A 23,947-nucleotide genomic window follows, 5' to 3' on the forward strand; every position below is an offset into this window, starting at 1 on the left:
ATAGCTTTTGCTTTCAAATTACTGGGGATCCCTCAGCCCCTGGGGAGAGGGTTAGGATGAGGGGGTCTATTGATTACCCGCCCACACCACCATCACCTTATCGCCCTTGTGCTCGCGCACAAAGCCGTAGCCCTCTTTCATTGACAGCGTTGTTTGCTTGCCTTCACCCACCGCCGGATGACGGGCGCGGAACTGCCCCAGAAGCTGCCAGTGGGCGACAGTTAACGCCTGTTTACCCGTGACGTCCTGCCAGTTCATATCCGAACGGGTTCCCTGTAGCGGATCGGAGCCCGTCGGGCCGAATGGACGCTCTGATTCATCGCCGTAATAGATCTGGACGCTTCCCGGTGCCAGCAGCAGTAACTCAGCGGCGCGCTGGCCCCCTTCACGGAACAGACGCGTATCATGGGAGGAGAGATAGCTCAGCACATTAAAACTTTGCAGCTTTTCTGCCATTTGCTGCCAGGTCAAATCCATATCGGCCAGACAGTCCACCGCTTTCGCCGCCTGCTCCTGATAGTCAAAGTTGATCATCGCATCGAAACCGTGGCGGTAATAATCGCTCTGCATCACGCCGTGGCCCCAGGATTCACCGGTCATCCAGAATGGCGCATTGTCGAGTTTTTTGTCCGGGTTGGCGGCTTTCCACGCGGCCAGCGCCTGGCTGGCCTGGTTTTTCAGTTGCTGCCAGGCTTCAGGCTCAACGTGCTTAGCGGTATCGACCCGGAAGCCGTCGATGCCGTAGTCACGTACCCACTGGCTGAGCCAGTGGGTCAGGTAATCTCGCGGCGTGAAATTCGTCATCACTTTCGCGTTGGTGTCGGGCTTGTGTTGATAAAAGTTCGGCAAACCTGACGGGATCTTAGATTCCGTTTTCAGATCCGGCAGGAAGGCCAGCGACATGGTCAGATCGTCAAAGCCCGGGTTGTCATAATCACCGATATCGGTACGGATCCATTTTTTACCCCACCATTTTTCCCATGCGGCTTTGTCACTGAAGTTGATGTAATCGTTGAAGCTGTGCCAGCTTTGACCGGCGCCTGGCTTCCAGTCAGTCCAGCGCTCGCCGAGGGTTTTTTTCAGCTCATCGCCCTGCAAATAGAGCGCGCCAAACTGATACTCCTGCATATCTGCAAGCGTCGCATAACCCGCGTGGTTCATGACAATATCAAACAGGACGCGGATACCGCGCCTGTGCGCGTCGTCGACAAGCTGGCGTAAATCATCTTCGCTGCCCATGTTGGCGTCGAGTTTCGTCCAGTCCTGAGTGTAATAGCCGTGATAGGCGTAGTGGGGGAAATCCCCTTTGGTGCCGCCGCCAACCCAGCCGTGGATTTGCTCCAGCGGTGAGCTTATCCAGAGCGCATTCACGCCCAGTTGCTGAAGGTAATCCAGTTTGCTGGTAAGCCCTTTCAGATCGCCGCCGTGGAAAGTACCAATCTCCTGCATACCGTCTTTATGGCGGCCATAGCTGTTGTCGTTGGTGGGGTCGCCATTTACGAAGCGATCGGTCAGCACGAAATAGACGGTGGCGTTTTGCCAGCTGAATGGCGCGGGTTTGTCCGTCTCGGCGCGCTCAAGCAGCAGCAGGCCATTGCTGTTGGCGGCTGGCTGAAGAATTACTTTGCCGTTTTGAACGGTCGCGGTCTGTTTGCTGTAAAAATCACGCACCACCGTGCCTTCCGGAAAGGTGTTAACGACATCGATCGTGAGCGGTTTGCCGTCCCACTTCGGGCACTGGCGGGTAACGTTTGCGACAGGCTGTGGCGCCGCACTTTGTACCGTCAACATCAGCGTCGGCGTTCCCGAGCGCGTATCAATACGCATCTGATAAACGCCGTCACGGAATAACCGCCACTGCGGTGGGGTCCCTTCGCAGGGTTTGAGCGACAGCATCTCGTTGAGTTTAATGGCACCTGTCGGCTGCCAGCACGCGTTATCAAGACTCAACGTCAGCGGGCGGGTACCCTTCGCAAGCGTTGCCTGGCTGGTAAAGACGCCGGTACCTTCAGCGCTAAACGCGTTAAATTCCGGCGATGACCAGTCGGCATGCGCGAATGCGGGTAACATCAGAACAGCTAATGCAGTGCGTTTCATTCCATTTTCCTGTCGCGGCATTTTTGACCAGTGTGCCACTCGGCTCAGGGGAAAAACTCCTCCTCTGAGGCTTTCTGCCAGGAGGACGCGAAGGGATGAGTGATCCCGCGCAAAATTAGGCAGTTATCTGCGATATCGCGCACATTTTTCCAGTGCTGGTGATTTAATGAGCATGTTCCGGATGACATAGTTTCGGAATTGGACTATTTGTATACGTGCTCTTGAGGACTATTTTTGGTATGATTTGAGATTCCGCTCTCAAATTTTTGAAGAAAATAAGGTGTTGGAATGTTTATATCCGACCAGGAGACCTAATGATATCGACTCCCATTCGACGATATGGGGCCGCGATACTCATGTTACTCACCATGGCATTTTCAGGTGAGGTGCTTGCAAAGACGCACGCGGATACAACGAGTAAGAAAGCCCACGTAATAAAGACGACAAGCAGTAAGGTTAGCAGTAAACAAGAGTATTCTCGCAATAGTGCAAAGAGTAGTTCACTTCCTGATTTGCGAAAATACCCTTCCGGGACACCAAGGAAAAAAGCGTTTCTCCGGACGGTAATGCCTTACATTAAAAGTCAAAATGCCGCGATTACTGCGGATCGTAACTGGCTGATCTCCAAACAGTACGATAGCCGCTGGTCGCCGTCTGAGCGCACTCGCCTGAAAGACATCGCCAAACGCTATAAAGTGAAGTGGAGCGGGAACACGCGTCGTGTGCCGTGGAACACTCTGTTAGAGCGTGTGGACATTATTCCAGGCAGTATGGTCGCGACAATGGCCGCCGCCGAAAGCGGTTGGGGCACCTCGAAGCTGGCGCGCAACAACAACAATCTGTTTGGCATGAAATGCGCAAAAGGTCGTTGTACTAATGCACCCGGCAAGGTGAAAGGCTATTCACAGTTTGAATCGGTGAAAGATTCCGTGAATGCCTATGTGGTGAACCTGAACACCCACCCGGCCTACTCCTCGTTCCGTAAGTCACGCGCTCAGCTGCGTAAGGCGGATCAGGAAGTAACGGCTACGGCGATGATCCACAAGCTGAAAGGTTATTCCACTCAGGGACAGCGTTATAACAATTACCTGTTCTCCATGTACCAGGATAACCAGCGACTGATTGCCGCACATATGTAATGAAAAACGCCTTCCACTGGAAGGCGTTCTTTTTTCTAGAGCAGGACTTCACTGTACCGTTCCCGGTACTCCTTCGGCGTGGTGTCATACTCTTTTCTGAACACCGAATAGAAATACTGAAGCGACGGATAGCCGCACATCTGTGAAATCTCGTTGATCGACAGCGAGGTGGAGATCAGCAGACTGCGCGCTTTCTCCAGCTTTTCCGCATGGATCACGGCGTGAATCGTCTCACCGACTTCCTCTTTGAACCGCTTCTCCAGATTCGAACGTGAAATGCCGACCGAATCGAGCACCTGATCGACCTTAATCCCTTTGCAGGCATGATTGCGAATGTAGTGCATCGCCTGAATCACGGCCGGATCGTTTAAGGAGCGGTAGTCAGTTGAGCGACGCTCGACCACGCGAACGGGCGGAACCAGCAGACGCTGGAGCGGCAGGGATTCGTTGTCTAACAGTCTGTGCAGCAGCTTTGCGGCCTGATAGCCCATCTGACGGGTACCCTGAGCCACGGATGAGAGCGCCACGCGCGACAGATAGCGCGTAAGCTCTTCGTTATCAATACCAATCACGCACAGCTTTTCAGGCACCGGAATATGCAAATGTTCGCACACCTGTAATACGTGGCGGGCGCGGGCGTCCGTCACGGCGATAATCCCTGTCTGGGGCGGCAGCGTTTGCAGCCAGTCAGCCAGGCGATTTTGTGCGTGCTGCCAGTTTTCTGGCGCGGTTTCCAGCCCCTGATAAACGACGCCGCGATATTTCTCCTGGGCAACCAGCTGGCAGAAGGCATATTCACGCTCCATCGCCCAGCGCTTTCCGCTGGTGGCGGGCAATCCGTAAAACGCAAAACGATGTACGCCTTTCTCCTTTAAATGGAGGAAGGCGGTCTCGACCAGAGCATGGTTATCCGTGGCGATGTAGTGAACGGGGGGGTAATGTTCCGGTGTATGGTAAGAGCCGCCAACGCCCACGATAGGCACGTCGACGCCACTCAGCAACTGTTCAATCACGGGGTCGTCAAAGTCAGCGATGACCCCATCTCCCAGCCAGTCTTTGATGTTCTCCAGACGGGTACGAAAATCTTCTTCGATGAAAATATCCCATTCGGATTGCGACGCCTGCAAATATTCGCCAACCCCTTCAACCACCTGCCGGTCATAGGCTTTGTTGGCATTGAATAACAACGTAATGCGGTGACGCTTTTCAAACATGGCTCATTTCCCAAATTAGTCACGATAGTGTTATCAGGCGCGCCGCTTGGTGGCAGAGTCCATCCAGACTGCCAGCAAAAGAATGGCACCCTTGACGATATACTGCCAAAACGTCGGCACGTCCATCATACTCATCCCGTTATCCAGCGAAGCCATAATAAATGCGCCCATCACCGCCCCCGCCACGCTGCCAATGCCCCCGGCGAGGCTGGTCCCGCCAATCACGCAGGCGGCAATGGCGTCCAGCTCGGCAATGTTACCCGCAGACGGGGAGCCCGCCCCCAGTCGCGAACTGAGGATCAGCCCCGCGATGGCCACCATCAGGCCGTTGATGGCAAAAACGGCGAGTTTGGTGCGTTCTACGTTGATACCAGATAAACGCGCGGCTTCCAGATTGCCGCCGATGGCATAAATACGGCGACCAAATGCGGTACGTGTGGCCATAAACATCCCACCTAACAGCAACAGCGCCAGCAGCAGAACGGGCGTTGGGACGCCGCGATAATCGTTTAACAGCCAGATGGCCCCCAGCACAATCACCGCAGTAAGCGCCTGACGGCCGACAACCGAGGTTGAGGCAGGCGAGGCCAGCCCCAGCGCCTGGCGACGCATGCGTCCTCGCCATTGCCACGCGACAAACGCCATCAGCCCAACCACGCCGATCGTAAAACCGACGCCATCAGAGAGGTAGCTTTGGCCAATCTGGGACATCGAGGCGCTGGTCGGGGAGACGGTGGTGCCGTTGGTGATCCCAATCAGAATGCCGCGGAAGGCCAGCATCCCCGCTAAGGTGACGATAAACGACGGGACTTTACGGTAGGCCACCCACCAGCCATTCCACGCCCCCAGCAGCAGACCCAGCACCAGCGTGACCGCAATCGTCAGCGGCAGCGGCCAGCCGAGCCAGACGTCAAAAATTGCCGCCACGCCGCCGAGCAGACCCATCATCGACCCTACCGACAGGTCAATTTCCGCTGAGATAATCACAAAGACCATCCCCACCGCCAGGATCCCGGTGATGGCGGTTTGACGCAGCAGGTTAGAGACGTTACGTGCGCTCAAATAGGAGCCATCGGTCATCCAGGTAAAGAACAACATGATCACGATAATGGCGGCAATCATTACAAAAACTTGCAGATTCAGCGATTTAAGTCCTGCGAACGCACCGGGCGTCGGAACAGCGACTTTGATATCAGACGGGTTGCTTTTCGACATGGCGTTCGCTCCTTAAGGCAGCTTCCATCACCTGCTCTTGCGTCAGGTTCTGGTTGTTCAGGTTGGCTTTGAGTTTCCCTTCATGCATGACCAGCACGCGGTCGCTCAGCCCCAGCACTTCAGGCAATTCGGACGAGATAACAATGACGGCAATCCCTTGCTGCACAAGCTGGTTGATCAGCTTGTAGATTTCATACTTCGCGCCGATATCGATCCCGCGGGTGGGTTCGTCCAGAATTAAAATGCGCGGATTAAGCAGCAGGCAGCGCGCCAGAATCGCTTTCTGCTGGTTGCCGCCGCTCAGGCGTCCTATCGCCAGCTCCGGCGAGGAGGTTTTCACCTTAAGCCGGGCAAGCGACTGGAGAATACACTGCTGTTCTGCGGCATCATCCAGGCTGCTCAGCGCGCCGGAAAACTGGCTGAGCGCCGCCAGCGTGATATTTTTTCCCACCGCCATTACCGGCACGATGCCGTCTTTTTTGCGATCTTCTGGCACCATGGCAATGCCCTTAGCAATAGCCTGCTGGCAGTTGTCGATTTTTACCGGCTGACCGTCGATATAAATTTTGCCTTCCCAGCGCCCCGGCCAGATGCCAAAGAGACACTGCACGGCCTCGGTTCTTCCGGCACCCACTAAACCCGCAATGCCGAGAATTTCGCCGCGGTGCAGCGAGAAGGAGAGGTTATCCACGCGCTTGATATGGCGGTTAACGGGATGCCACGCCGTCAGGTTTTCCACGCGCAGGAGCTCTTCGCCGATGGTGTGCGGTTCGTTGGGATACAGCGCGGTGAGTTCGCGACCCACCATCATGGTGATGATGTCATCCTCGCTCATGCCTTCTGCTTCACGCGTGCCGATGTGCTGCCCGTCGCGGATGACGCAGATGGTGTCGGAAATGGCTTTCACCTCACTGAGCTTGTGCGAAATATAGATGCAGGCGATACCGTGGTTTTGCAGATCGCGGATGATATTGAGCAGTACGGCGGTTTCCTGTTCGGTGAGTGAGGCGGTTGGTTCGTCGAGGATCAGCAGGCGCACCTGTTTGTTCAGCGCCTTGGCGATCTCGACCAGCTGCTGCTGGCCTAAACCTAAGTCGCCCACGCGCGTATCCGGTGAGATAGCCAGGCTCACCTGAGCCAGCAGTTTTTCGCAGCGCAGCGTCATGGTGTCGTAATCCAGTACGCCGTGGCGTGAGAGTTCGGCACCGAGAAAGATATTTTCCAGCACGGTAAGGTGCTTCACCACCGCCAGCTCCTGGTGAATGATAGCGATGCCTTTACGTTCGGTATCGCGAATGTGCGTGGCCTGGAGCACCTCACCGGCAAAAACGATTTCGCCCTCGTAGCTGCCGTGCGGGTAGATCCCGCACAACACTTTCATCAGCGTGGATTTTCCCGAGCCATTTTCGCCGCACAGCGACATCACTTCGCCGGGATTCAGCCGCAGGCTTACGTTATCGACTGCTTTCACCGCCCCGAAGGCTTTGGTGATGCTTTTCATTTCAAGTAAATAAGACATAACTGCTCCGCATAGCCCAACAGATGAACAGGGCAGGTCAATGCGCCCCTGCCGGGCAGGGGCTGCGCTGGATTACAGTTCACTCTTCTTATGGAAACCGTCTTTCACCACGGTGGCGTCAATATTCTCTTTGTTGACTTCGATAGGGGTAAGCAGGCGAGCAGGTACGTCTTTCAGGCCGTTATTTAACGTCGCGTCTGCTTTAGGTTGCTGGCCATTGCCCAGCTCAACGGCAATTTCGGCGGCCGTATTGGCAAGCTCGGTAATGGGCTTATACACCGTCATGGTCTGGGTACCCGCGATGATGCGTTTTACACCCGCAAGGTCGGCGTCCTGTCCGGAAATAGCGACTTTCCCGGCCAGTCCCTGCGCGCTCAGCGCCTGAATGGCGCCACCCGCAGTGGCATCGTTAGAGGCCACCACCGCATCGATTTTGTTGTTATTTGCGGTCAACGCGTTTTCCATAATTTTCAGCGCGTTTTCCGGTAACCAGCCGTCAGCCCACTGGTCGCCGACGACTTTAATTTTGCCCTCGTCGATATACGGCTTCAGCACTTTCATTTGTCCCTGGCGGAACAGTTTGGCGTTGTTATCCACGGGCGAGCCGCCCATCAGGAAATAATTCCCTTGTGGCACTTTTGCGACCAGGCTTTTAGCCTGTAATTCGCCCACCTTTTCATTGTCGAACGAAATATAATAATCAATATCGGCATTATTAATCATGCGGTCATAAGCCAGGACTTTTATCCCTTCCTGTTTCGCTTCTTTCACCACGTTGCTTAATACCTGGCCGTTATACGGGATAATGACCAGCACATCGACGCCACGGTTGATCATATTCTCGATTTGCGACATTTGCGTCTCTTCGTTGCCGTTAGCGGACTGAACGAACACCTCCGCGCCGAGAGATTCCGCTTTTTTAACAAAGATATCGCGATCTTTTTGCCAGCGCTCCAGGCGTAAGTCATCAATCGCCATGCCGATTTTGACCTCTTTGGCGTGTCCGGCAAAGCTTGCAAGCAGGAGAGTAGTGCAGAGCGTTAGGGTCAGGTTCTTTATCTTCATAATTATTAGGCCTTTTTGTAGGGGTATGTGTAGCTGAGATAAAAGAAACGTTCACTGCTGAGACGCAGCAAATTTTTAACGTGGAAAGGCCTGCTGGCAATTACAGATTTTTATCTTCTCATTACGATATTTGGTTTATTTCTGAATTTATGACCGCGATCGGATTTTAAAAAGCGTAACCTATTAATTACATTTGATTCTGGAATGCGCGCCGAAAAATAGTTTGTCTGCGCATTATTTTGCGAGCCAGCGCACAATTGCGCATTATCTCAATAGCAGTGTGAAATAACGTAATTGAGCAACCTCCAATGTCTATTCACTATTACTCCAGAAGCAAGACCACGCCGCATACCCTGATTATGGAGCTCAATATGCAAGCTTATTTCGACCAACTCGATCGCGTTCGTTTCGAAGGCACGAAAACGACCAATCCTTTAGCATTTCGTCACTACAACCCGGATGAGCTGGTGCTGGGTAAGCGCATGGAAGATCACTTGCGCTTTGCCGCCTGCTACTGGCACACCTTCTGCTGGAACGGTGCCGATATGTTCGGCGTGGGCTCTTTTGACCGTCCATGGCAACAGCCGGGCGAGGCCATTGAGCTGGCGAAGCGTAAAGCCGACGTCGCGTTCGAGTTCTTCCATAAGCTGAACGTGCCGTACTACTGTTTCCACGATGTGGACGTGTCGCCGGAAGGGGCATCGCTGAAAGAGTATCTGAACAATTTCGCGCAGATGGTCGACGTACTGGCTGAAAAACAGCAGCAAAGCGGCGTCAAGCTGCTCTGGGGTACGGCTAACTGCTTTACCAATCCTCGCTATGGCGCGGGTGCGGCAACCAACCCGGACCCGGAAGTCTTCAGCTGGGCGGCAACCCAGGTCGTGACCGCGATGAACGCCACGCATCAGCTGGGCGGTGAGAACTATGTACTCTGGGGTGGTCGTGAAGGCTATGAAACGCTGCTGAATACCGACCTGCGACAGGAGCGTGAGCAGATTGGTCGCTTTATGCAGATGGTTGTGGACCACAAACACAAAATCGGTTTCCGCGGCACGCTGCTGATTGAGCCAAAACCACAGGAGCCAACCAAGCATCAGTATGATTATGATGTCGCCACCGTGTATGGCTTCCTGAAGCAGTTTGGTCTGGAAAAAGAGATCAAAGTGAATATTGAGGCTAACCACGCTACCCTGGCGGGCCACTCGTTCCATCACGAAATTGCCTCTGCGATTGCGCTGGGCATCTTCGGCTCTGTCGATGCTAACCGTGGTGATCCACAGCTGGGCTGGGATACCGACCAGTTCCCGAACAGCGTGGAAGAGAATGCGCTGGTGATGTACGAGATCATCAAAGCGGGCGGTTTCACCACCGGCGGCCTGAACTTCGACGCCAAAGTGCGTCGCCAGAGCACCGACAAATACGATCTGTTCTACGGGCATATTGGCGCGATGGACACCATGGCGCTGGCGCTGAAAGTGGCGGCCCGTATGATTGAAGACGGTGAGCTGGATAAGCGCGTGGCGAAGCGCTACAGCGGCTGGAACAGTGAGCTGGGCCAGCAAATTTTGAAAGGTCAGTTATCGCTTGCGGAGATCGCGAAGTACGCTGAACAGCATCAGCTTGCGCCGCAGCATCAGAGTGGCCATCAGGAGCTGCTGGAAAACCTGGTCAATCACTACCTGTTCGATAAATAACAGCATCCAGGCCCGGTAAGCGCAGCGCCACCGGGCATTTTCGTCAAAGGAGCCACCACATGTATATCGGGATCGATCTTGGCACGTCGGGGGTGAAAGCCATCCTGTTAAGCGAGCAGGGCGATGTATTAGCCACGCAGACTGAAAAGTTGCAGGTTTCACGTCCGTATCCGCTTTGGTCGGAACAAGATCCGGAGCAGTGGTGGCAGGCGACAGAGCGTGCGATGAAAGCCTTAGGCGAGCAGCATAGCCTGCGCGACGTGAAAGCGCTGGGCATTGCCGGGCAAATGCATGGCGCAACGTTGCTGGATAGTCAGCATCGCGTTCTGCGCCCGGCTATTCTCTGGAACGATGGCCGCTGTGCGGAAGAGTGCGCGATCCTTGAGGAGCGTGTGCCTGCATCCCGTGAAATTACGGGCAACCTGATGATGCCCGGTTTTACCGCGCCAAAACTCCTGTGGGTGCAGCGCCATGAGCCTGAGATTTTTCGTCAGGTGGCGAAGGTTCTGTTGCCGAAAGACTACCTGCGTTTTCGCATGACGGGGGATTTTGCCAGCGACATGTCTGACGCCGCGGGCACGATGTGGCTCGACGTGGCGAAACGGGACTGGAGCGAGGCGATGCTGGATGCCTGCCAGCTGACGCGCGACCATATGCCTGCGCTGTTTGAAGGCAGTGAAATCACGGGGGCTTTACAGCCTTCTGTTGCTGAACGCTGGAACATGCCAGCCGTACCTGTCGTTGCCGGCGGCGGCGATAATGCGGCGGGTGCGGTCGGCGTGGGGATGGTCGAGGCAGGGCAGGCCATGCTCTCACTCGGTACCTCCGGCGTCTATTTTGCCGTCAGTGACGGGTATCGTAGCAACCCTGGAAGCGCCGTACACAGCTTCTGCCACGCGTTGCCGGGTAAATGGCATTTGATGTCGGTGATGCTGAGCGCGGCTTCCTGCCTCGACTGGGCGGCAAAGCTAACCGGAATGGCGGACGTCCCGGCGCTTATCACAGCGGCACAGCAGGCAGATGATAATGCCGGTGCGGTCTGGTTTTTACCGTACCTTTCCGGCGAGCGGACGCCGCATAACAACCCGGAAGCGAAAGGGGTGTTCTTCGGTCTTACCCATCAGCACGGCCCGGCAGAGCTTGCGCGCGCGGTGCTTGAAGGCGTTGGCTATGCTCTGGCGGACGGAATGGATGTCGTGCATGACTGTGGACTGACGCCATCCAGCATTACGTTAATTGGCGGCGGTGCACGAAGCAGCTACTGGCGGCAAATGCTTTCCGATATCAGCGGGTTGCAGCTGGACTATCGTACGGGAGGCGATGTCGGCCCGGCGCTCGGTGCGGCACGGCTGGCGCAAATTGCGCTGAACCCGGATAAACCACTGCACCAGCTTTTGCCCCAGCTGCCGCTTGAACGGCAGCATCGTCCTGATGCGAAAAATCATGCTCGCTATGCTGATAGACGAGACGTGTTCCGCAAAATCTATCAGCAGCTTTTGCCGCTAATGTCATAAACAGGAGCCGGGTGGCGCTAACGCTTACCCGGCCTACCAGCCTTCAACCGGGTTAGCTTACAAACCTGCGCGTATCGATTCTTTGCAGCAACATTGACAGCAGCAGGCTGACAACCAGCGTAACGGTAAATATCCAGACAATATCCAGCACCGGCCAGCTTTTAAGCTCAACGCCGCGGGTGCGCAGGGCGTGGATCACCAGCGCGTGAAAACCGTAAATGCCCAGCGAGTGGCGAGAGATAAACCCCAGCACCGGAAGCGGGCGGGCATTCAGGGTGTTTTTAACCAGCGTCAGCAGAGAGATCGCGCAGATAAAGACCATCGGCCCGCAGTAGAGATACCAGGTATCGGCAAAGTTGCCGCGCCATTGCAGCTCATGCAGCGTCCCGCGAGAGATAATAAACACACCGACGAGAAACGCGGCCGCGCATAGCCAGTTTATTCCTCGCTTTTGCGTCTCCATCATGCCAATGGCGCGCCCCAGCATGCCGTACAGCACGTAATAAAACGTATCCCCGGTGATATAAAGGTTAACGGGCAGCCATTCAAAGCCATCAATTTTCTGTGAAACGGTATTCGGGTTGGCCACGATCCCGATTATTACCATCAAGGCCAGCAGCATTTTACCGCTGACGTTTTTTACCTGAATTAACGGTGACACCAGATAGATAACGATTATCGCGAAGAAAAACCACAGATGATAGAACACCGGTTTTTGCAACAAATTGAGCAGGGAACGTTCAGCGTTAATTGAAGTGAACAGGATGATATAGAGCAGCGAAATGGCGCTGTAAAACAGCAGACAGGAGACAATACGGATGAAATGTCTTGGCTGCGCGCTACGCTCGCCAAAAAAGAGAAAACCGGAAATCATAAAGAACAGCGGGACGCTCACGCGGGAGGCCGAGTTCAGAATATTGGCGACATCCCAGTTAACAGGGCTGATACTGTGCGCGTTCGTGACATACCAGGTCGTTGTGTGGATCATCACCACCATCAGACAGGCTATTCCCCGCAGGTTATCAATCCAGTTAATTTTTGACTGCATCAGTTCCTCTGTATTCCTGATAAAAAAAGTGTGACTGCGATTGTGTAAAACTTTTCCCTTGGAAAATTCTGAGTTTAGCCAGGCTAACTTGTAGGGAGCTGGCGAGATTCGCAGAATGACGGACTTTAATCTATAAACGTGTTGCTACTAAAAATAACAGCCACTGACCAGGGCGGTAATAAAAATGATGATGAAGCGTGGGGTGTCACTCTTTCTGCTGCTCTTATTAACAGGATGCAGTGCTTCTGAGGAGATACCTGTCCAAAAAGCGCAGCAGGGGAAAATGAGCCCGGAGCGTTCCCTGAATATGGAACAGCTGTGCAGGGATCAGGCGGCTCACCGCTATAATTCCGAAGCACAGAAAATTCATATAAACGGCTTCGAGCGCTTTCAGGGCAGCTATGAACTGAAAGGCTATACGGCGCGTAAAGAGGGCTTTGTCTGCTCTTTTGATGCAGACGGCCAGTTTTTACATCTCTCAATGCGTTAAATTGCTCGTATAAGCAGCAACCAGAGCCTTCGCAGGTTCTGGCTGTAGGGCTTATTCCCCAATTTTCCCTAAACAACCCCGTTTCGTACTGTATATCTTGCAGCCAGCGGGTATACTGATCCCTTCCATTTAAAACCACACGTATCCAGCACGAAATACTATGCAAAAGTTTGATACCAAGACCTTCCAGGGCCTGATCCTGACCTTACAGGATTACTGGGCTCGTCAGGGCTGCACCATTGTTCAACCTTTGGACATGGAAGTTGGCGCAGGCACCTCACACCCGATGACCAGCCTGCGCGCGTTAGGGCCAGAGCCAATGGCGACCGCCTATGTGCAGCCATCCCGTCGTCCGACCGATGGCCGTTACGGCGAAAACCCGAACCGTTTGCAGCACTACTATCAGTTCCAGGTGGTGATTAAGCCATCACCCGACAACATTCAGGAACTGTACCTCGGGTCACTGAAAGAGCTGGGTATGGATCCAACCATTCACGACATTCGTTTCGTGGAAGATAACTGGGAAAACCCAACGCTGGGTGCCTGGGGTCTGGGTTGGGAAGTGTGGCTGAACGGCATGGAAGTGACCCAGTTCACTTACTTCCAGCAGGTTGGCGGTCTGGAATGTAAACCGATTACCGGCGAAATCACCTATGGTCTGGAACGTCTGGCCATGTACATTCAGGGCGTAGACAGCGTTTACGACCTGGTCTGGAGCGACGGCCCGCTGGGTAAAACCACCTACGGCGACGTGTTCCATCAGAACGAAGTGGAGCAATCCACCTATAACTTCGAATACGCGGACGTGGACTTCCTGTTCACCTGCTTCGAGCAGTACGAGAAAGAAGCCCAGCAGCTGCTGGCGCTGGAGACTCCGCTGCCGCTGCCTGCCTACGAGCGTATTCTGAAGGCTGCCCACAGCTTCAACCTGCTGGATGCCCGCAAAGCGATCTCCGTGACTGAACGTCAGCGCTACATTCTGCGTATTCGTACCCTGACCAAAGCCGTTGCAGAAGCTTACTACGCGTCCCGTGAAGCCCTTGGCTTCCCGATGTGCAACCGAAACAAATAAGAGGCGGCCATGTCTGAGAAAACTTTCCTGGTGGAAATCGGCACTGAAGAGCTGCCACCAAAAGCCCTGCGCAGCCTGGCTGAATCTTTCGCTGCGAACGTCACTGCTGAGCTGGATAACGCTGGCCTGGCGCACGGTAAAATTGAGTGGTTTGCTGCGCCGCGTCGTCTGGCGCTGAAAGTGGCAAACCTGGCGGCGTCCCAGCCGGATCGCGAAGTTGAAAAACGTGGCCCGGCCATTGCTCAGGCGTTCGACGCGGAAGGCAAGCCGAGCAAAGCGGCAGAAGGCTGGGCGCGCGGCTGCGGCATCACCGTTGATCAGGCCGAGCGTCTGACCACCGACAAAGGTGAATGGCTGCTGTATCGTGCCCATGTGAAAGGCGAAAGCGCCGAAGCGCTGCTGCCTGACATGATCGCGACCTCGCTGGCAAAATTGCCGATTCCTAAGCTGATGCGCTGGGGCGCGTCCGACGTACACTTTGTGCGTCCGGTTCACACCGTGACCCTGCTGCTGGGCGATACCGTTATCCCGGCGACCATTCTGGGCGTGGCGTCCGATCGCGTGATCCGCGGCCATCGCTTTATGGGCGAGCCGGAGTTCACCATCGACAATGCTGACCAGTACCCGCAGATCCTGCTGGAGCGCGGCAAGGTCATTGCTGACTACGAACAGCGTAAAGCCAAAATCAAAGCGGACGCAGAAGACGCGGCGCGCAAAATTGGCGGTAATGCCGATCTGAGCGACAGCCTGCTGGAAGAGGTGACTTCGCTGGTCGAATGGCCGGTTGTACTGACCGCGAAATTCGAAGAGAAATTCCTGGCCGTTCCGGCAGAAGCGCTGGTTTACACCATGAAGGGTGACCAGAAGTACTTCCCGGTTTACGCCAACGACGGCAAGCTGCTGCCAAACTTCATCTTCGTGGCGAACATCGAATCGAAAGATCCGAGCCAGATTATCTCCGGTAACGAGAAAGTGGTGCGTCCGCGTCTGGCGGATGCCGAGTTCTTCTTCAATACCGACCGTAAAAAACGTCTGGAAGACAACCTGCCGCGTCTGCAAACCGTACTGTTCCAGCAGCAGCTGGGTACGCTACGCGACAAGACCGACCGTATCGCGGAGCTGTCCGGCTGGATTGCCCGTGAAATTGGCGCCGACGTTAACCACGCTACCCGTGCGGGCCTGCTCTCCAAGTGCGACCTGATGACCAACATGGTGTTCGAATTTACCGACACTCAGGGCGTGATGGGTATGCACTACGCGCGTCACGATGGCGAAGCGGAAGACGTGGCGGTAGCCCTGAACGAGCAGTATCAGCCGCGCTTTGCCGGTGACGATCTGCCGTCTAACCCGGTTGCCTGCGCCGTGGCGATTGCCGATAAGATGGACACCCTGGCGGGTATCTTCGGTATCGGTCAGCATCCGAAAGGCGATAAAGACCCGTTTGCGCTGCGTCGCGCTGCGCTGGGCGTGCTGCGAATCATCGTAGAGAAGAACCTCAACCTCGATCTGCAAACGCTGACCGAAGAAGCGGTACGTCTGTACGGCGATAAGCTGACCAACGCGAAGGTTGTGGATGATGTTATCGACTTTATGCTCGGTCGTTTCCGCGCGTGGTATCAGGACGAAGGTTACTCCGTTGATACCATTCAGGCGGTGCTGGCGCGTCGTCCGACCCGTCCGGCAGATTTCGATGCGCGTATGAAAGCGGTATCCCACTTCCGTACGCTGGAAGCGGCGTCTGCGCTGGCCGCGGCCAACAAGCGTGTATCCAACATCCTCGCGAAATCCGACGAAACGCTGAACGAGCGCGTCAACGCTGCAACCCTGAAAGAGCCGGAAGAGATTTCTCTGGCGATGCAGGTTGTGGTGCTGCGCGACAAGCTGGAGCCGTATTTCGCGGAAGGTCGCTACCAGGAAGCACTGGTGGAGCTGGCGGAGCTGCGTGACGTCATCGACGCCTTCTTCGAGAAGGTGATGGTGAACGTGGAAGATAAAGAGCTGCGGATTAACCGTCTCTCGATGCTTGAGAAACTGCGTGAGCTGTTCCTGCGCGTGGCGGATATTTCGCTGCTGCAATAACGTAAAAAACCCGCCCCTGACAGGCGGGAAGAACGGCAACTAAACTTTTTCTCTTCGTAGGCCGGGAAAGCGTAGCGCCTCCCGGCAAAAGCCCGATGGCGCGATGCTTATCGGGCCTACGTTACTTTGAGATACTACACCCTCTCAAACACCGTCGCGATACCCTGACCCAACCCAATACACATCGTTGCCAGTCCGAACTGGGCATCTTTGCGTTCCATCAGGTTAATCAGCGTGGTACTGATACGCGCCCCGGAGCAGCCCAGCGGGTGACCGAGGGCGATCGCGCCGCCGTTGAGGTTAATCTTCTCGTCGATCTGATCCATCAGCCCCAGATCTTTAATGCACGGCAGGATCTGCGCGGCGAACGCTTCGTTCATCTCAAAGAGGTCGATATCACTTGCGCTCAGCCCCGCTTTTTTCAGCGCCAGTTTTGACGCCGGAACCGGACCGTAACCCATGATGGAAGGATCGCAGCCCACGACTGCCATCGAACGCACGCGGGCGCGTGGCGTCAGGCCTAATTCGCGGGCGCGGCTCTCGCTCATCACCAGCATCGCGGCGGCACCGTCGGACAGGGCAGACGAGGTGCCCGCCGTTACCGTACCGGTGACCGGATCAAACGCCGGACGCAGGGTAGAAAGCGCTTCGACCGTGGTTTCCGGGCGGATAACTTCGTCGTAGCTGAACTGCTTCAGTACGCCGTCTGCGTCGTGACCGCCGGTTGGGATGATCTCATTCTTAAAGGCACCAGACTGCGTGGCGGCCCAGGCGCGGGCATGCGAGCGCGCGGCAAACGCATCCTGCATCTCACGGCTGATGCCGTGCAGACGGGAGAGCATCTCGGCGGTCAGGCCCATCATACCGGCGGCTTTCGCCACGTTGCGGCTCATGCCTGGATGGAAATCGACCCCGTGGCTCATCGGCACGTGGCCCATGTGCTCCACGCCGCCCACCAGACAGGCCTGCGCATCGCCGGTCATGATCATCCGTGCCGCGTCGTGCAGCGCCTGCATCGACGAACCGCAAAGACGGTTGACGGTGACGGCCGGAACCGAATGCGGGATCTCCGCCAGCAGGGACGCGTTACGGGCGATGTTAAAGCCCTGCTCCAGCGTCTGCTGCACGCAGCCCCAGTAAATATCGTCCAGCGCTGCTGGGTCCAGCGCCGGGTTACGCGCCAGCAGGCTACGCATCAGGTGCGCGGAGAGATCTTCCGCGCGCACGTTACGGAACGCACCGCCTTTTGAACGGCCCATCGGGGTGCGAATCGCATCAACAATGACAACCTTTTCCATTGTGACTCCTTAAGCCGTTTTCAGTTCGCCAACCGGACGGGCTGGCTCAACTGCTGGGTAGTAGGGTTCGTTATGGCGCGCTTTGTTACGCAGCCCTTCCGGCACCTCATAAAGCGGGCCGAGGTGCTGGTACTGCTGAGCCATATCGAGATAGCGGGCGCTGCCGAGCGTATCCAGCCAGCGGAACGCGCCTCCGTGGAACGGAGGGAAGCCGAGGCCGTACACCAGCGCCATATCCGCTTCTGCCGGGCTGGCGATAATGCCTTCTTCGAGGCAGCGCACCACTTCGTTGACCATTGGGATCATCATCCGTGCGATGATCTCATCGTCGGTGAAGTCGCGTTTTGGCTGACTGACGTCGGCCAGCAGGCCATCCACCGCCGGATCTTCTTCTTTCTTCGGTTTGCCTTTGCTGTCTTCTTTATAGCGCCAGAAGCCCAGACCGTTTTTCTGCCCGAAGCGGTTGGCGTCGAACAGGGCATCAATGGCGTCGCGATAATCTTTCTGCATGCGCTGCGGGAAGCCCGCCGCCATCACCGCCTGCGCGTGATGGGCAGTGTCGATGCCGACAACGTCCAGCAGATACGCCGGGCCCATCGGCCAGCCGAACTGTTTTTCCATCACTTTGTCGATTTTGCGGAAGTCTGCGCCGTCGCGCAGCAGCTGGCTGAAACCGGCGAAGTACGGGAACAGCACGCGGTTAACGAAGAAGCCCGGGCAGTCGTTAACCACGATCGGCGTTTTGCCCATCTTGCTCGCCCACGCCACCACTTTGGCGATGGTTTCGTCGGAGGTTTTTTCCCCTCGGATCACTTCGACCAGCGGCATGCGGTGCACCGGGTTAAAGAAGTGCATCCCGCAGAAGTTTTCCGGACGCTTCAGCACGCTCGCCAGTTCGCTGATAGGAATGGTGGAGGTGTTAGAGGCCAGCACGGTTTCCGGACGCACCTTGTCTTCGGTTTCGGCCAGCACCGCTTTTTTCACTTTCGGGTTCTCGACGACCGCTTCAACCACCACGTCCACACGGTCGAAACCGCTGTATTCCAGCACTGGCTGGATGGTGGAGATCACGCCTGCAAGCTTCAGACCATCAATTTTGCCGCGCTCAAGCTGTTTATTCAGCAGCTTGGCCGCTTCGGTCATGCCCAGCGTCAGGGATTTCTCGTTGATGTCCTTCATCACCACCGGCACGCCTTTCCAGGCAGACTGGTAGGCGATGCCGCCCCCCATAATGCCCGCGCCGAGTACCGCCGCGTGTTTTGGCGTTTCAACGTTTTTGGTGAGTTGTTTGGCTTTGCCTTTCACGAACTGATCGTTAAGGAAGATACCAACCAGCGCGCGGGCTTCGTTGGTGTGCGCCAGCGGGACAAAGCTCTGGTTTTCAAGCTTCAGAGCGTCATCACGGCCCAGACGGGCTGCCGCTTCAATGGTTTTCACCGCCGTGATCGGCGCCGGGTAGTGTTTACCCGCCGTCTGCATCACCATGCCTTTGGCGATGGTGAAGCTCATGGTGGCTTCAATTTTGCTGAGCTTTAATGGCTCCAGCTTTGGCTGACGTTTGGCTTTCCAGTCGAGATCGCCGTTAATCGCCTGACGCAGAATGGCGACAGCGCCTTCAATCAGTTTTTCAGGCTTAACCACGCCGTCCACCAGGCCGATTTTCTGCGCCTGTTCTGCGCCGACATCTTTACCCGCGGCAATGATCTCCAGCGCGCTGTCGGCACCCAGCATGCGCGGCATACGCACGGAACCGCCAAAGCCCGGCATGATGCCCAGCTTGGTTTCCGGCAGGCCGATGCGCAGGTCCGGCGTCGCCAGACGGTAGTCGGTCGCCAGCACGCACTCGCAGCCACCGCCCAGCGCGTAGCCGTTAACGGCGGAAAGGGTCGGGACAGGCAGATCTTCCAGACGATTAAAAACGCTGTTGGCAAAGTGCAGCCACTGGCTCAGCTGTTCTTCGGGCACCAGGAACAGCGACAGGAATTCGGTGATATCCGCGCCAACGATAAAGGCCGCTTTGTTGGAGCGCAGCAGCAGCCCTTTCAAATCTGATTGCTTTTCAAGTACATCCAGCGCCTGGCCAAGACTGGCCACCGTCGCGGTATCAAGCTTGTTCACTGAGCCGGGGGCATCGAACACCAGTTCGGCAATGCCATCTTCCAGCCAGTCTACGTACAGGGTGTCGCCTTTGTAGAGCATGTCGGTCTCCTGAATCCAGCAATTGGATCTGGTCATACCAGATGAAACGGAGTGTGGAATTTATGTTAATAAAATGCAAATTAGACATTAAGAAATTGCTGCGCTGATCACGGTCGGTGGAAATCACGCAGCCGCAGTGAGGTGTGCTAAGATGCGATGACTTGAGGTCAAAAAAACGAAAGGAAGAATGATGGACTCACTGGCTTCGCTTTATAAAAATCATATCGTTACCCTACAGGAACGTACCCGCGATGTACTGGCCCGCTTCAAGCTGGATGCCCTGCTGATCCACTCCGGCGAGCTGATGAATACTTTTCTTGATGACCATGCTTATCCCTTCAAGGTTAACCCGCAGTTTAAAGCCTGGGTGCCTGTCACGCAGGTTCCAAATTGCTGGCTGCTGGTGGATGGCGTGAACAAGCCGAAACTGTGGTTCTACCTGCCGGTCGATTACTGGCACAACGTGGAGCCGCTGCCGACCTCATTCTGGACCGAAGAAATTGACGTGATTGCGCTGCCAAAAGCAGACGGCATTGGCAGCCAGCTGCCAGCGGCGCGCGGCAACATCGGCTACATTGGTCCGGTTCCTGAGCGTGCGCTGGGTCTGGATATTCCGGCAGATAAACTCAACCCGAAAGGCGTGCTGGATTATCTGCACTACTATCGCGCCTACAAGACCGACTACGAACTTTACTGCATGCGTGAAGCGCAAAAAACGGCGGTGAATGGCCACCGTGCGGCGCACGAAGCGTTCCAGTCCGGTATGAGCGAGTTCGATATTAATCAGGCCTACCTGACGGCGACCGGCCACCGCGATACCGACGTGCCGTACAGCAACATCGTGGCGCTGAATGAACATGCCTCGGTTCTGCACTACACCAAACTGGATCATCAGGTTCCGGCTGAGATGCGCAGCTTCCTGCTGGACGCGGGGGCTGAGTACAATGGTTATGCGGCAGACCTGACCCGTACCTGGGCGGCGAATGCGGACACCGATTTTGCTCAATTGATCAAAGACGTGAACGACGAACAGCTGGCGCTGATTGGCACCATGAAAGCCGGAACCAGCTACGTGGATTATCACATCCAGTTCCATCAGCGCATCGCTAAACTGCTGCGTAAGCATCAGATTGTCAAAGACATGAGCGAAGAGGCGATGGTTGAGAACGATCTGACCGGGCCATTTATGCCGCATGGTATCGGTCACCCGCTGGGTTTGCAGGTTCATGACGTCGCGGGCTTTATGCAGGATGATACCGGTACGCACCTGGCGGCACCGTCTAAATATCCTTATCTTCGCTGCACCCGCGTTCTGGCGCCGCGTATGGTATTGACCATCGAGCCGGGCATCTACTTTATTGAATCCCTGCTGGCGCCGTGGCGCGAAGGGCAATTCAGCAAGCACTTCAACTGGGAGAAAATTGAAGCGCTGAAGCCGTATGGCGGCATTCGTATCGAGGATAACGTGGTTATTCACGAGAACAGCATTGAGAACATGACGCGAGATCTGAAGCTGGCCTGATGGAAAGCTGGCTGATACCGGCCGAGCCGGTCACCTTTGTTGAGGAAATCAAGAAAAGCCGCTTTATCACGCTGCTGGCGCATACCGACGGCGTGGAGGCGGCGAAGGCGTTCGTCGAGTCCGTCCGCGCGCAGCACCCCGATGCCCGCCATCACTGTGTGGCGTGGGTCGCAGGGCCGCCAGACGACTCACAGCAGCTCGGGTTTTCTGACGACGGTGAACCGGCGGGTACGGCCGGAAAACCGATGCTATCCCAGTTAATGGGCAGCGGCGTGGGTGAAATCACCGCCGTTGTTGTCCGCTACTACGGGGGCATTTTGTTAGGCACCGGAGGGCTGGTTAAAGCCTACGGAGGTGGTGTCCAGCAGGCGCTTAATCTGCTGATAACAACCCGCAAAACGCCACTTACGGAATATACTTTGTTATGCGATTACGCCCAGCTATCGGGTATCGAAGCACTGCTTAAACAGTTTAACGGTGTCATCGCACACAGTGATTATCAGGCAATGGTGCAATTACGCGTGGCGCTTCCTCAGGCGGAACTGGCTGCTTTTTCAGCAAAACTCGCTGATTTTAGTCGCGGTTCATTGCAATTACTGCCGATTGAAGAATAATCCCCACCTCACAATTTTGAATACCTAAGGAAGCGGCAGAGATGCATTTTCGTGCCATTACCCGAATCGTTGGATTGCTGGTCATACTTTTCTCCGGGACAATGATCATTCCCGGACTGGTGGCGCTCATCTACCGGGACGGCGCGGGGCGTGCATTTACGCAAACCTTTTTTGTCGCGCTGACGATTGGCTCCCTGCTGTGGTGGCCAAACCGCCGTGAGAAAGGTGAACTGAAATCCCGGGAGGGGTTTCTGATTGTGGTCCTGTTCTGGACGGTACTGGGAAGCGTGGGTGCGCTGCCGTTTATCTTCTCCGAACAACCGAATCTCACCGTCACGGATGCGTTTTTTGAATCGTTCTCCGGATTAACGACCACCGGCGCCACCACGCTTGTGGGGCTGGATTCGCTCCCGCATGCGATTCTCTTTTACCGGCAGATGCTCCAGTGGTTCGGCGGTATGGGGATCATCGTCCTGGCGGTGGCTATCCTGCCCATTCTGGGCGTCGGGGGGATGCAGCTTTACCGGGCGGAGATGCCCGGCCCGCTGAAAGATAACAAGATGCGCCCGCGTATTGCGGAGACGGCGAAAACCCTGTGGCTTATCTATGTCCTGCTGACGGTGGCCTGCGCGCTGGCGCTGTGGTTTGCCGGGATGCCTGCGTTTGATGCCATTGGGCATAGCTTTGCGACTATTGCTATCGGCGGGTTCTCCACCCACGATGCCAGCGTCGGCTACTTCGACAGCCCGACAATCAATACCATCATTGCCATCTTTTTGCTGATCTCAGGCTGTAACTACGGTCTACACTTCTCGTTGCTTAGCGGACGGAGCCTGAAGGTGTACTGGCGCGACCCGGAATTCCGGATGTTTATTGGCGTCCAGCTGACCCTGGTGGTTATCTGTACCCTGGTACTGTGGTTCCACGATGTTTATAACTCGGCGGTCACGACCCTGAACCAGGCCTTCTTCCAGGTGGTATCGATGGCGACAACCGCTGGTTTCACCACGGACAGTATTGCGCGTTGGCCACTGTTCCTGCCGGTGCTGCTGTTGTGCTCTGCGTTTATCGGCGGTTGCGCCGGGTCAACGGGCGGCGGTCTGAAGGTGATCCGCATTCTGCTGCTGTTCAAGCAGGGGAACCGTGAGTTGAAACGTCTGGTCCACCCGAATGCGGTTTACAGTATTAAGCTGGGGAACCGCGCGCTGCCGGAGCGCATCCTCGAAGCGGTGTGGGGATTCTTCTCCGCTTATGCGCTGGTCTTTATTGTCAGTATGCTGGCGATTATCGCCACGGGCGTGGATGATTTCTCTGCCTTCGCCTCTGTGGTGGCAACGTTAAATAACCTGGGGCCGGGGCTGGGCGTCGTGGCGGATAACTTCGCCAGTATGAACCCGGTGGCGAAGTGGATCTTAATCGCCAATATGCTGTTTGGGCGTCTTGAGGTCTTTACGCTGCTGGTGCTGTTTACCCCAACATTCTGGCGTGAGTAAGGAGACATTGGTGAAAACGTTAATTCTTTTCTCAACGCGTGACGGACAAACGCGTGAGATTGCTTCATATCTGGCTTCTGAACTCAAAGAGCTGGGCATTTATTCTGATGTGGTGAACCTGAATCGCACAGAGCAGATTGCCTGGCAAGATTACGACCGCGTGGTCATTGGCGCTTCAATTCGTTACGGCCATTTCCATCCGGCGCTGGATCGCTTTGTGAAAAAGCATACGGCGGAGCTCTCTCAGCTGCCTGGCGCGTTTTACTCGGTCAACCTGGTTGCCCGTAAAGCGGAGAAGCGTACGCCGCAGACCAACAGCTATACGCGCAAGTTTTTGCTAAGTTCGCCATGGCAGCCCGATATCTGTTCTGTCTTTGCTGGCGCGCTGCGTTACCCGCGTTACCGCTGGTATGACCGCTTTATGATCCGCCTGATCATGAAAATGACGGGCGGGGAAACGGATACGCGTAAAGAAGTGGTTTATACCGACTGGGCCCAGGTCGCCAGTTTTGCCCGTGAAATTGCGCGTTTAACGGACGATGCGCGGGATAAATAAGCGTTGAGTTTGAAAAGTGAGCGAACGGAAAGTTTTTTGTATTTAGTGCTTGTCACTTCAGAAGAACTCCCTATAATGCGCCTCCACTGACACGGAACAACGGCACGCAAGCCGCCGGG

18 protein-coding genes are annotated in these 23,947 nt (G+C 55.6%); 10 read left to right on the top strand and 8 right to left on the bottom strand.

Annotated features, from left to right (window positions below; all coding sequences use genetic code 11):
• Positions 1 to 66: 66 nt before the first annotated feature.
• Complete coding sequence (locus ACOTYH_RS21750; protein WP_023304609.1) at positions 67 to 2,097, bottom strand: alpha-amylase; 2,031 nt, start codon at positions 2,095 to 2,097, stop codon at positions 67 to 69.
• Between the two features lie 314 nt (positions 2,098 to 2,411).
• Here ACOTYH_RS21750 and ACOTYH_RS21755 point away from each other — a divergent pair, with 314 nt between their 5' ends.
• Positions 2,412 to 3,236: a protein bax gene (locus tag ACOTYH_RS21755; protein WP_023295596.1), complete on the top strand. Its 825-nt coding sequence runs from the start codon at positions 2,412 to 2,414 to the stop codon at positions 3,234 to 3,236.
• A 35-nt stretch (positions 3,237 to 3,271) separates the two neighbouring features.
• Here the strand turns inward: ACOTYH_RS21755 and xylR are convergent, their stop codons facing one another.
• The 4 genes from xylR to xylF all read right to left on the bottom strand — a co-directional run bounded on the left by xylR (position 3,272) and on the right by xylF (position 8,249).
• Positions 3,272 to 4,450, bottom strand: a complete 1,179-nt coding sequence (xylR, locus tag ACOTYH_RS21760) for a D-xylose utilization transcriptional activator XylR (RefSeq protein ID WP_003860152.1) — start codon at positions 4,448 to 4,450, stop codon at positions 3,272 to 3,274.
• 33 nt (positions 4,451 to 4,483) lie between these two features.
• A complete protein-coding gene (xylH, locus tag ACOTYH_RS21765) occupies positions 4,484 to 5,665 on the bottom strand; it encodes a xylose ABC transporter permease XylH (protein WP_003860151.1) in 1,182 nt (393 codons plus the stop codon).
• Complete coding sequence (locus ACOTYH_RS21770; RefSeq protein ID WP_421637894.1) at positions 5,643 to 7,184, bottom strand: xylose ABC transporter ATP-binding protein; 1,542 nt, start codon at positions 7,182 to 7,184, stop codon at positions 5,643 to 5,645. Before ACOTYH_RS21770 ends, xylH begins: the two co-directional genes overlap by 23 nt.
• 72 nt (positions 7,185 to 7,256) lie before the next feature.
• Positions 7,257 to 8,249 carry a D-xylose ABC transporter substrate-binding protein gene (xylF, locus tag ACOTYH_RS21775; protein WP_006808602.1) on the bottom strand — a complete coding sequence of 331 codons (993 nt, stop codon included), beginning with the start codon at positions 8,247 to 8,249 and terminating at the stop codon, positions 7,257 to 7,259.
• A gap of 371 nt (positions 8,250 to 8,620) precedes the next feature.
• Between xylF and xylA the strand changes: the two genes are divergently transcribed.
• Both xylA and xylB read left to right on the top strand, forming a co-directional pair.
• Positions 8,621 to 9,943 carry a xylose isomerase gene (xylA, locus tag ACOTYH_RS21780; RefSeq protein ID WP_026080557.1) on the top strand — a complete coding sequence of 441 codons (1,323 nt, stop codon included), beginning with the start codon at positions 8,621 to 8,623 and terminating at the stop codon, positions 9,941 to 9,943.
• A 59-nt stretch (positions 9,944 to 10,002) separates the two neighbouring features.
• Complete coding sequence (gene xylB / locus ACOTYH_RS21785; RefSeq protein ID WP_421637895.1) at positions 10,003 to 11,457, top strand: xylulokinase; 1,455 nt, start codon at positions 10,003 to 10,005, stop codon at positions 11,455 to 11,457.
• Between the two features lie 52 nt (positions 11,458 to 11,509).
• Here the strand turns inward: xylB and ACOTYH_RS21790 are convergent, their stop codons facing one another.
• Entirely contained in the window at positions 11,510 to 12,505 is a 996-nt protein-coding gene (locus ACOTYH_RS21790) for an acyltransferase (protein ID WP_023304607.1), read from the bottom strand.
• A 184-nt stretch (positions 12,506 to 12,689) separates the two neighbouring features.
• Between ACOTYH_RS21790 and ACOTYH_RS21795 the strand changes: the two genes are divergently transcribed.
• The 3 genes from ACOTYH_RS21795 to glyS all read left to right on the top strand — a co-directional run bounded on the left by ACOTYH_RS21795 (position 12,690) and on the right by glyS (position 16,146).
• Positions 12,690 to 12,995 (top strand): YsaB family lipoprotein, encoded by a 306-nt coding sequence (locus tag ACOTYH_RS21795; RefSeq protein ID WP_017693801.1) that lies wholly within the window; start codon positions 12,690 to 12,692, stop codon positions 12,993 to 12,995.
• Positions 12,996 to 13,155: 160 nt separating this feature from the next.
• Positions 13,156 to 14,067: a glycine--tRNA ligase subunit alpha gene (gene glyQ / locus ACOTYH_RS21800; protein WP_003860141.1), complete on the top strand. Its 912-nt coding sequence runs from the start codon at positions 13,156 to 13,158 to the stop codon at positions 14,065 to 14,067.
• A 9-nt stretch (positions 14,068 to 14,076) separates the two neighbouring features.
• On the top strand, positions 14,077 to 16,146 hold the full coding sequence (glyS, locus tag ACOTYH_RS21805; protein WP_006808596.1) for a glycine--tRNA ligase subunit beta: 2,070 nt from the start codon (positions 14,077 to 14,079) through the stop codon (positions 16,144 to 16,146).
• A gap of 134 nt (positions 16,147 to 16,280) precedes the next feature.
• On the opposite strand, the gene fadA is transcribed toward glyS, so the two are convergent.
• On the bottom strand, positions 16,281 to 17,444 hold the full coding sequence (gene fadA / locus ACOTYH_RS21810) for an acetyl-CoA C-acyltransferase FadA (RefSeq protein WP_000416981.1): 1,164 nt from the start codon (positions 17,442 to 17,444) through the stop codon (positions 16,281 to 16,283).
• A gap of 9 nt (positions 17,445 to 17,453) precedes the next feature.
• The gene (gene fadB / locus ACOTYH_RS21815; protein ID WP_058689005.1) at positions 17,454 to 19,643 is read right to left on the bottom strand and encodes a fatty acid oxidation complex subunit alpha FadB; all 2,190 of its coding nucleotides are present in this window, start codon (positions 19,641 to 19,643) and stop codon (positions 17,454 to 17,456) included.
• Positions 19,644 to 19,833: 190 nt separating this feature from the next.
• Between fadB and pepQ the strand changes: the two genes are divergently transcribed.
• From pepQ to hemG, 4 genes are read left to right on the top strand one after another with little or no spacing between them, the layout of a single operon-like run.
• Entirely contained in the window at positions 19,834 to 21,165 is a 1,332-nt protein-coding gene (gene pepQ, locus ACOTYH_RS21820) for a Xaa-Pro dipeptidase (RefSeq protein WP_017382602.1), read from the top strand.
• On the top strand, positions 21,165 to 21,779 hold the full coding sequence (locus tag ACOTYH_RS21825) for an IMPACT family protein (RefSeq protein ID WP_015572737.1): 615 nt from the start codon (positions 21,165 to 21,167) through the stop codon (positions 21,777 to 21,779). Before pepQ ends, ACOTYH_RS21825 begins: the two co-directional genes overlap by 1 nt.
• Before the next feature lie 41 nt (positions 21,780 to 21,820).
• Entirely contained in the window at positions 21,821 to 23,272 is a 1,452-nt protein-coding gene (trkH, locus tag ACOTYH_RS21830) for a Trk system potassium transporter TrkH (protein WP_006808591.1), read from the top strand.
• Positions 23,273 to 23,282: 10 nt separating this feature from the next.
• Positions 23,283 to 23,828 (top strand): menaquinone-dependent protoporphyrinogen IX dehydrogenase, encoded by a 546-nt coding sequence (hemG, locus tag ACOTYH_RS21835; protein WP_032669011.1) that lies wholly within the window; start codon positions 23,283 to 23,285, stop codon positions 23,826 to 23,828.
• Positions 23,829 to 23,947: the final 119 nt, after the last annotated feature.

Source organism: Enterobacter cloacae complex sp. SHL001, assembly GCF_049236825.1.
Taxonomy (GTDB): domain Bacteria; phylum Pseudomonadota; class Gammaproteobacteria; order Enterobacterales; family Enterobacteriaceae; genus Enterobacter; species Enterobacter hormaechei_C.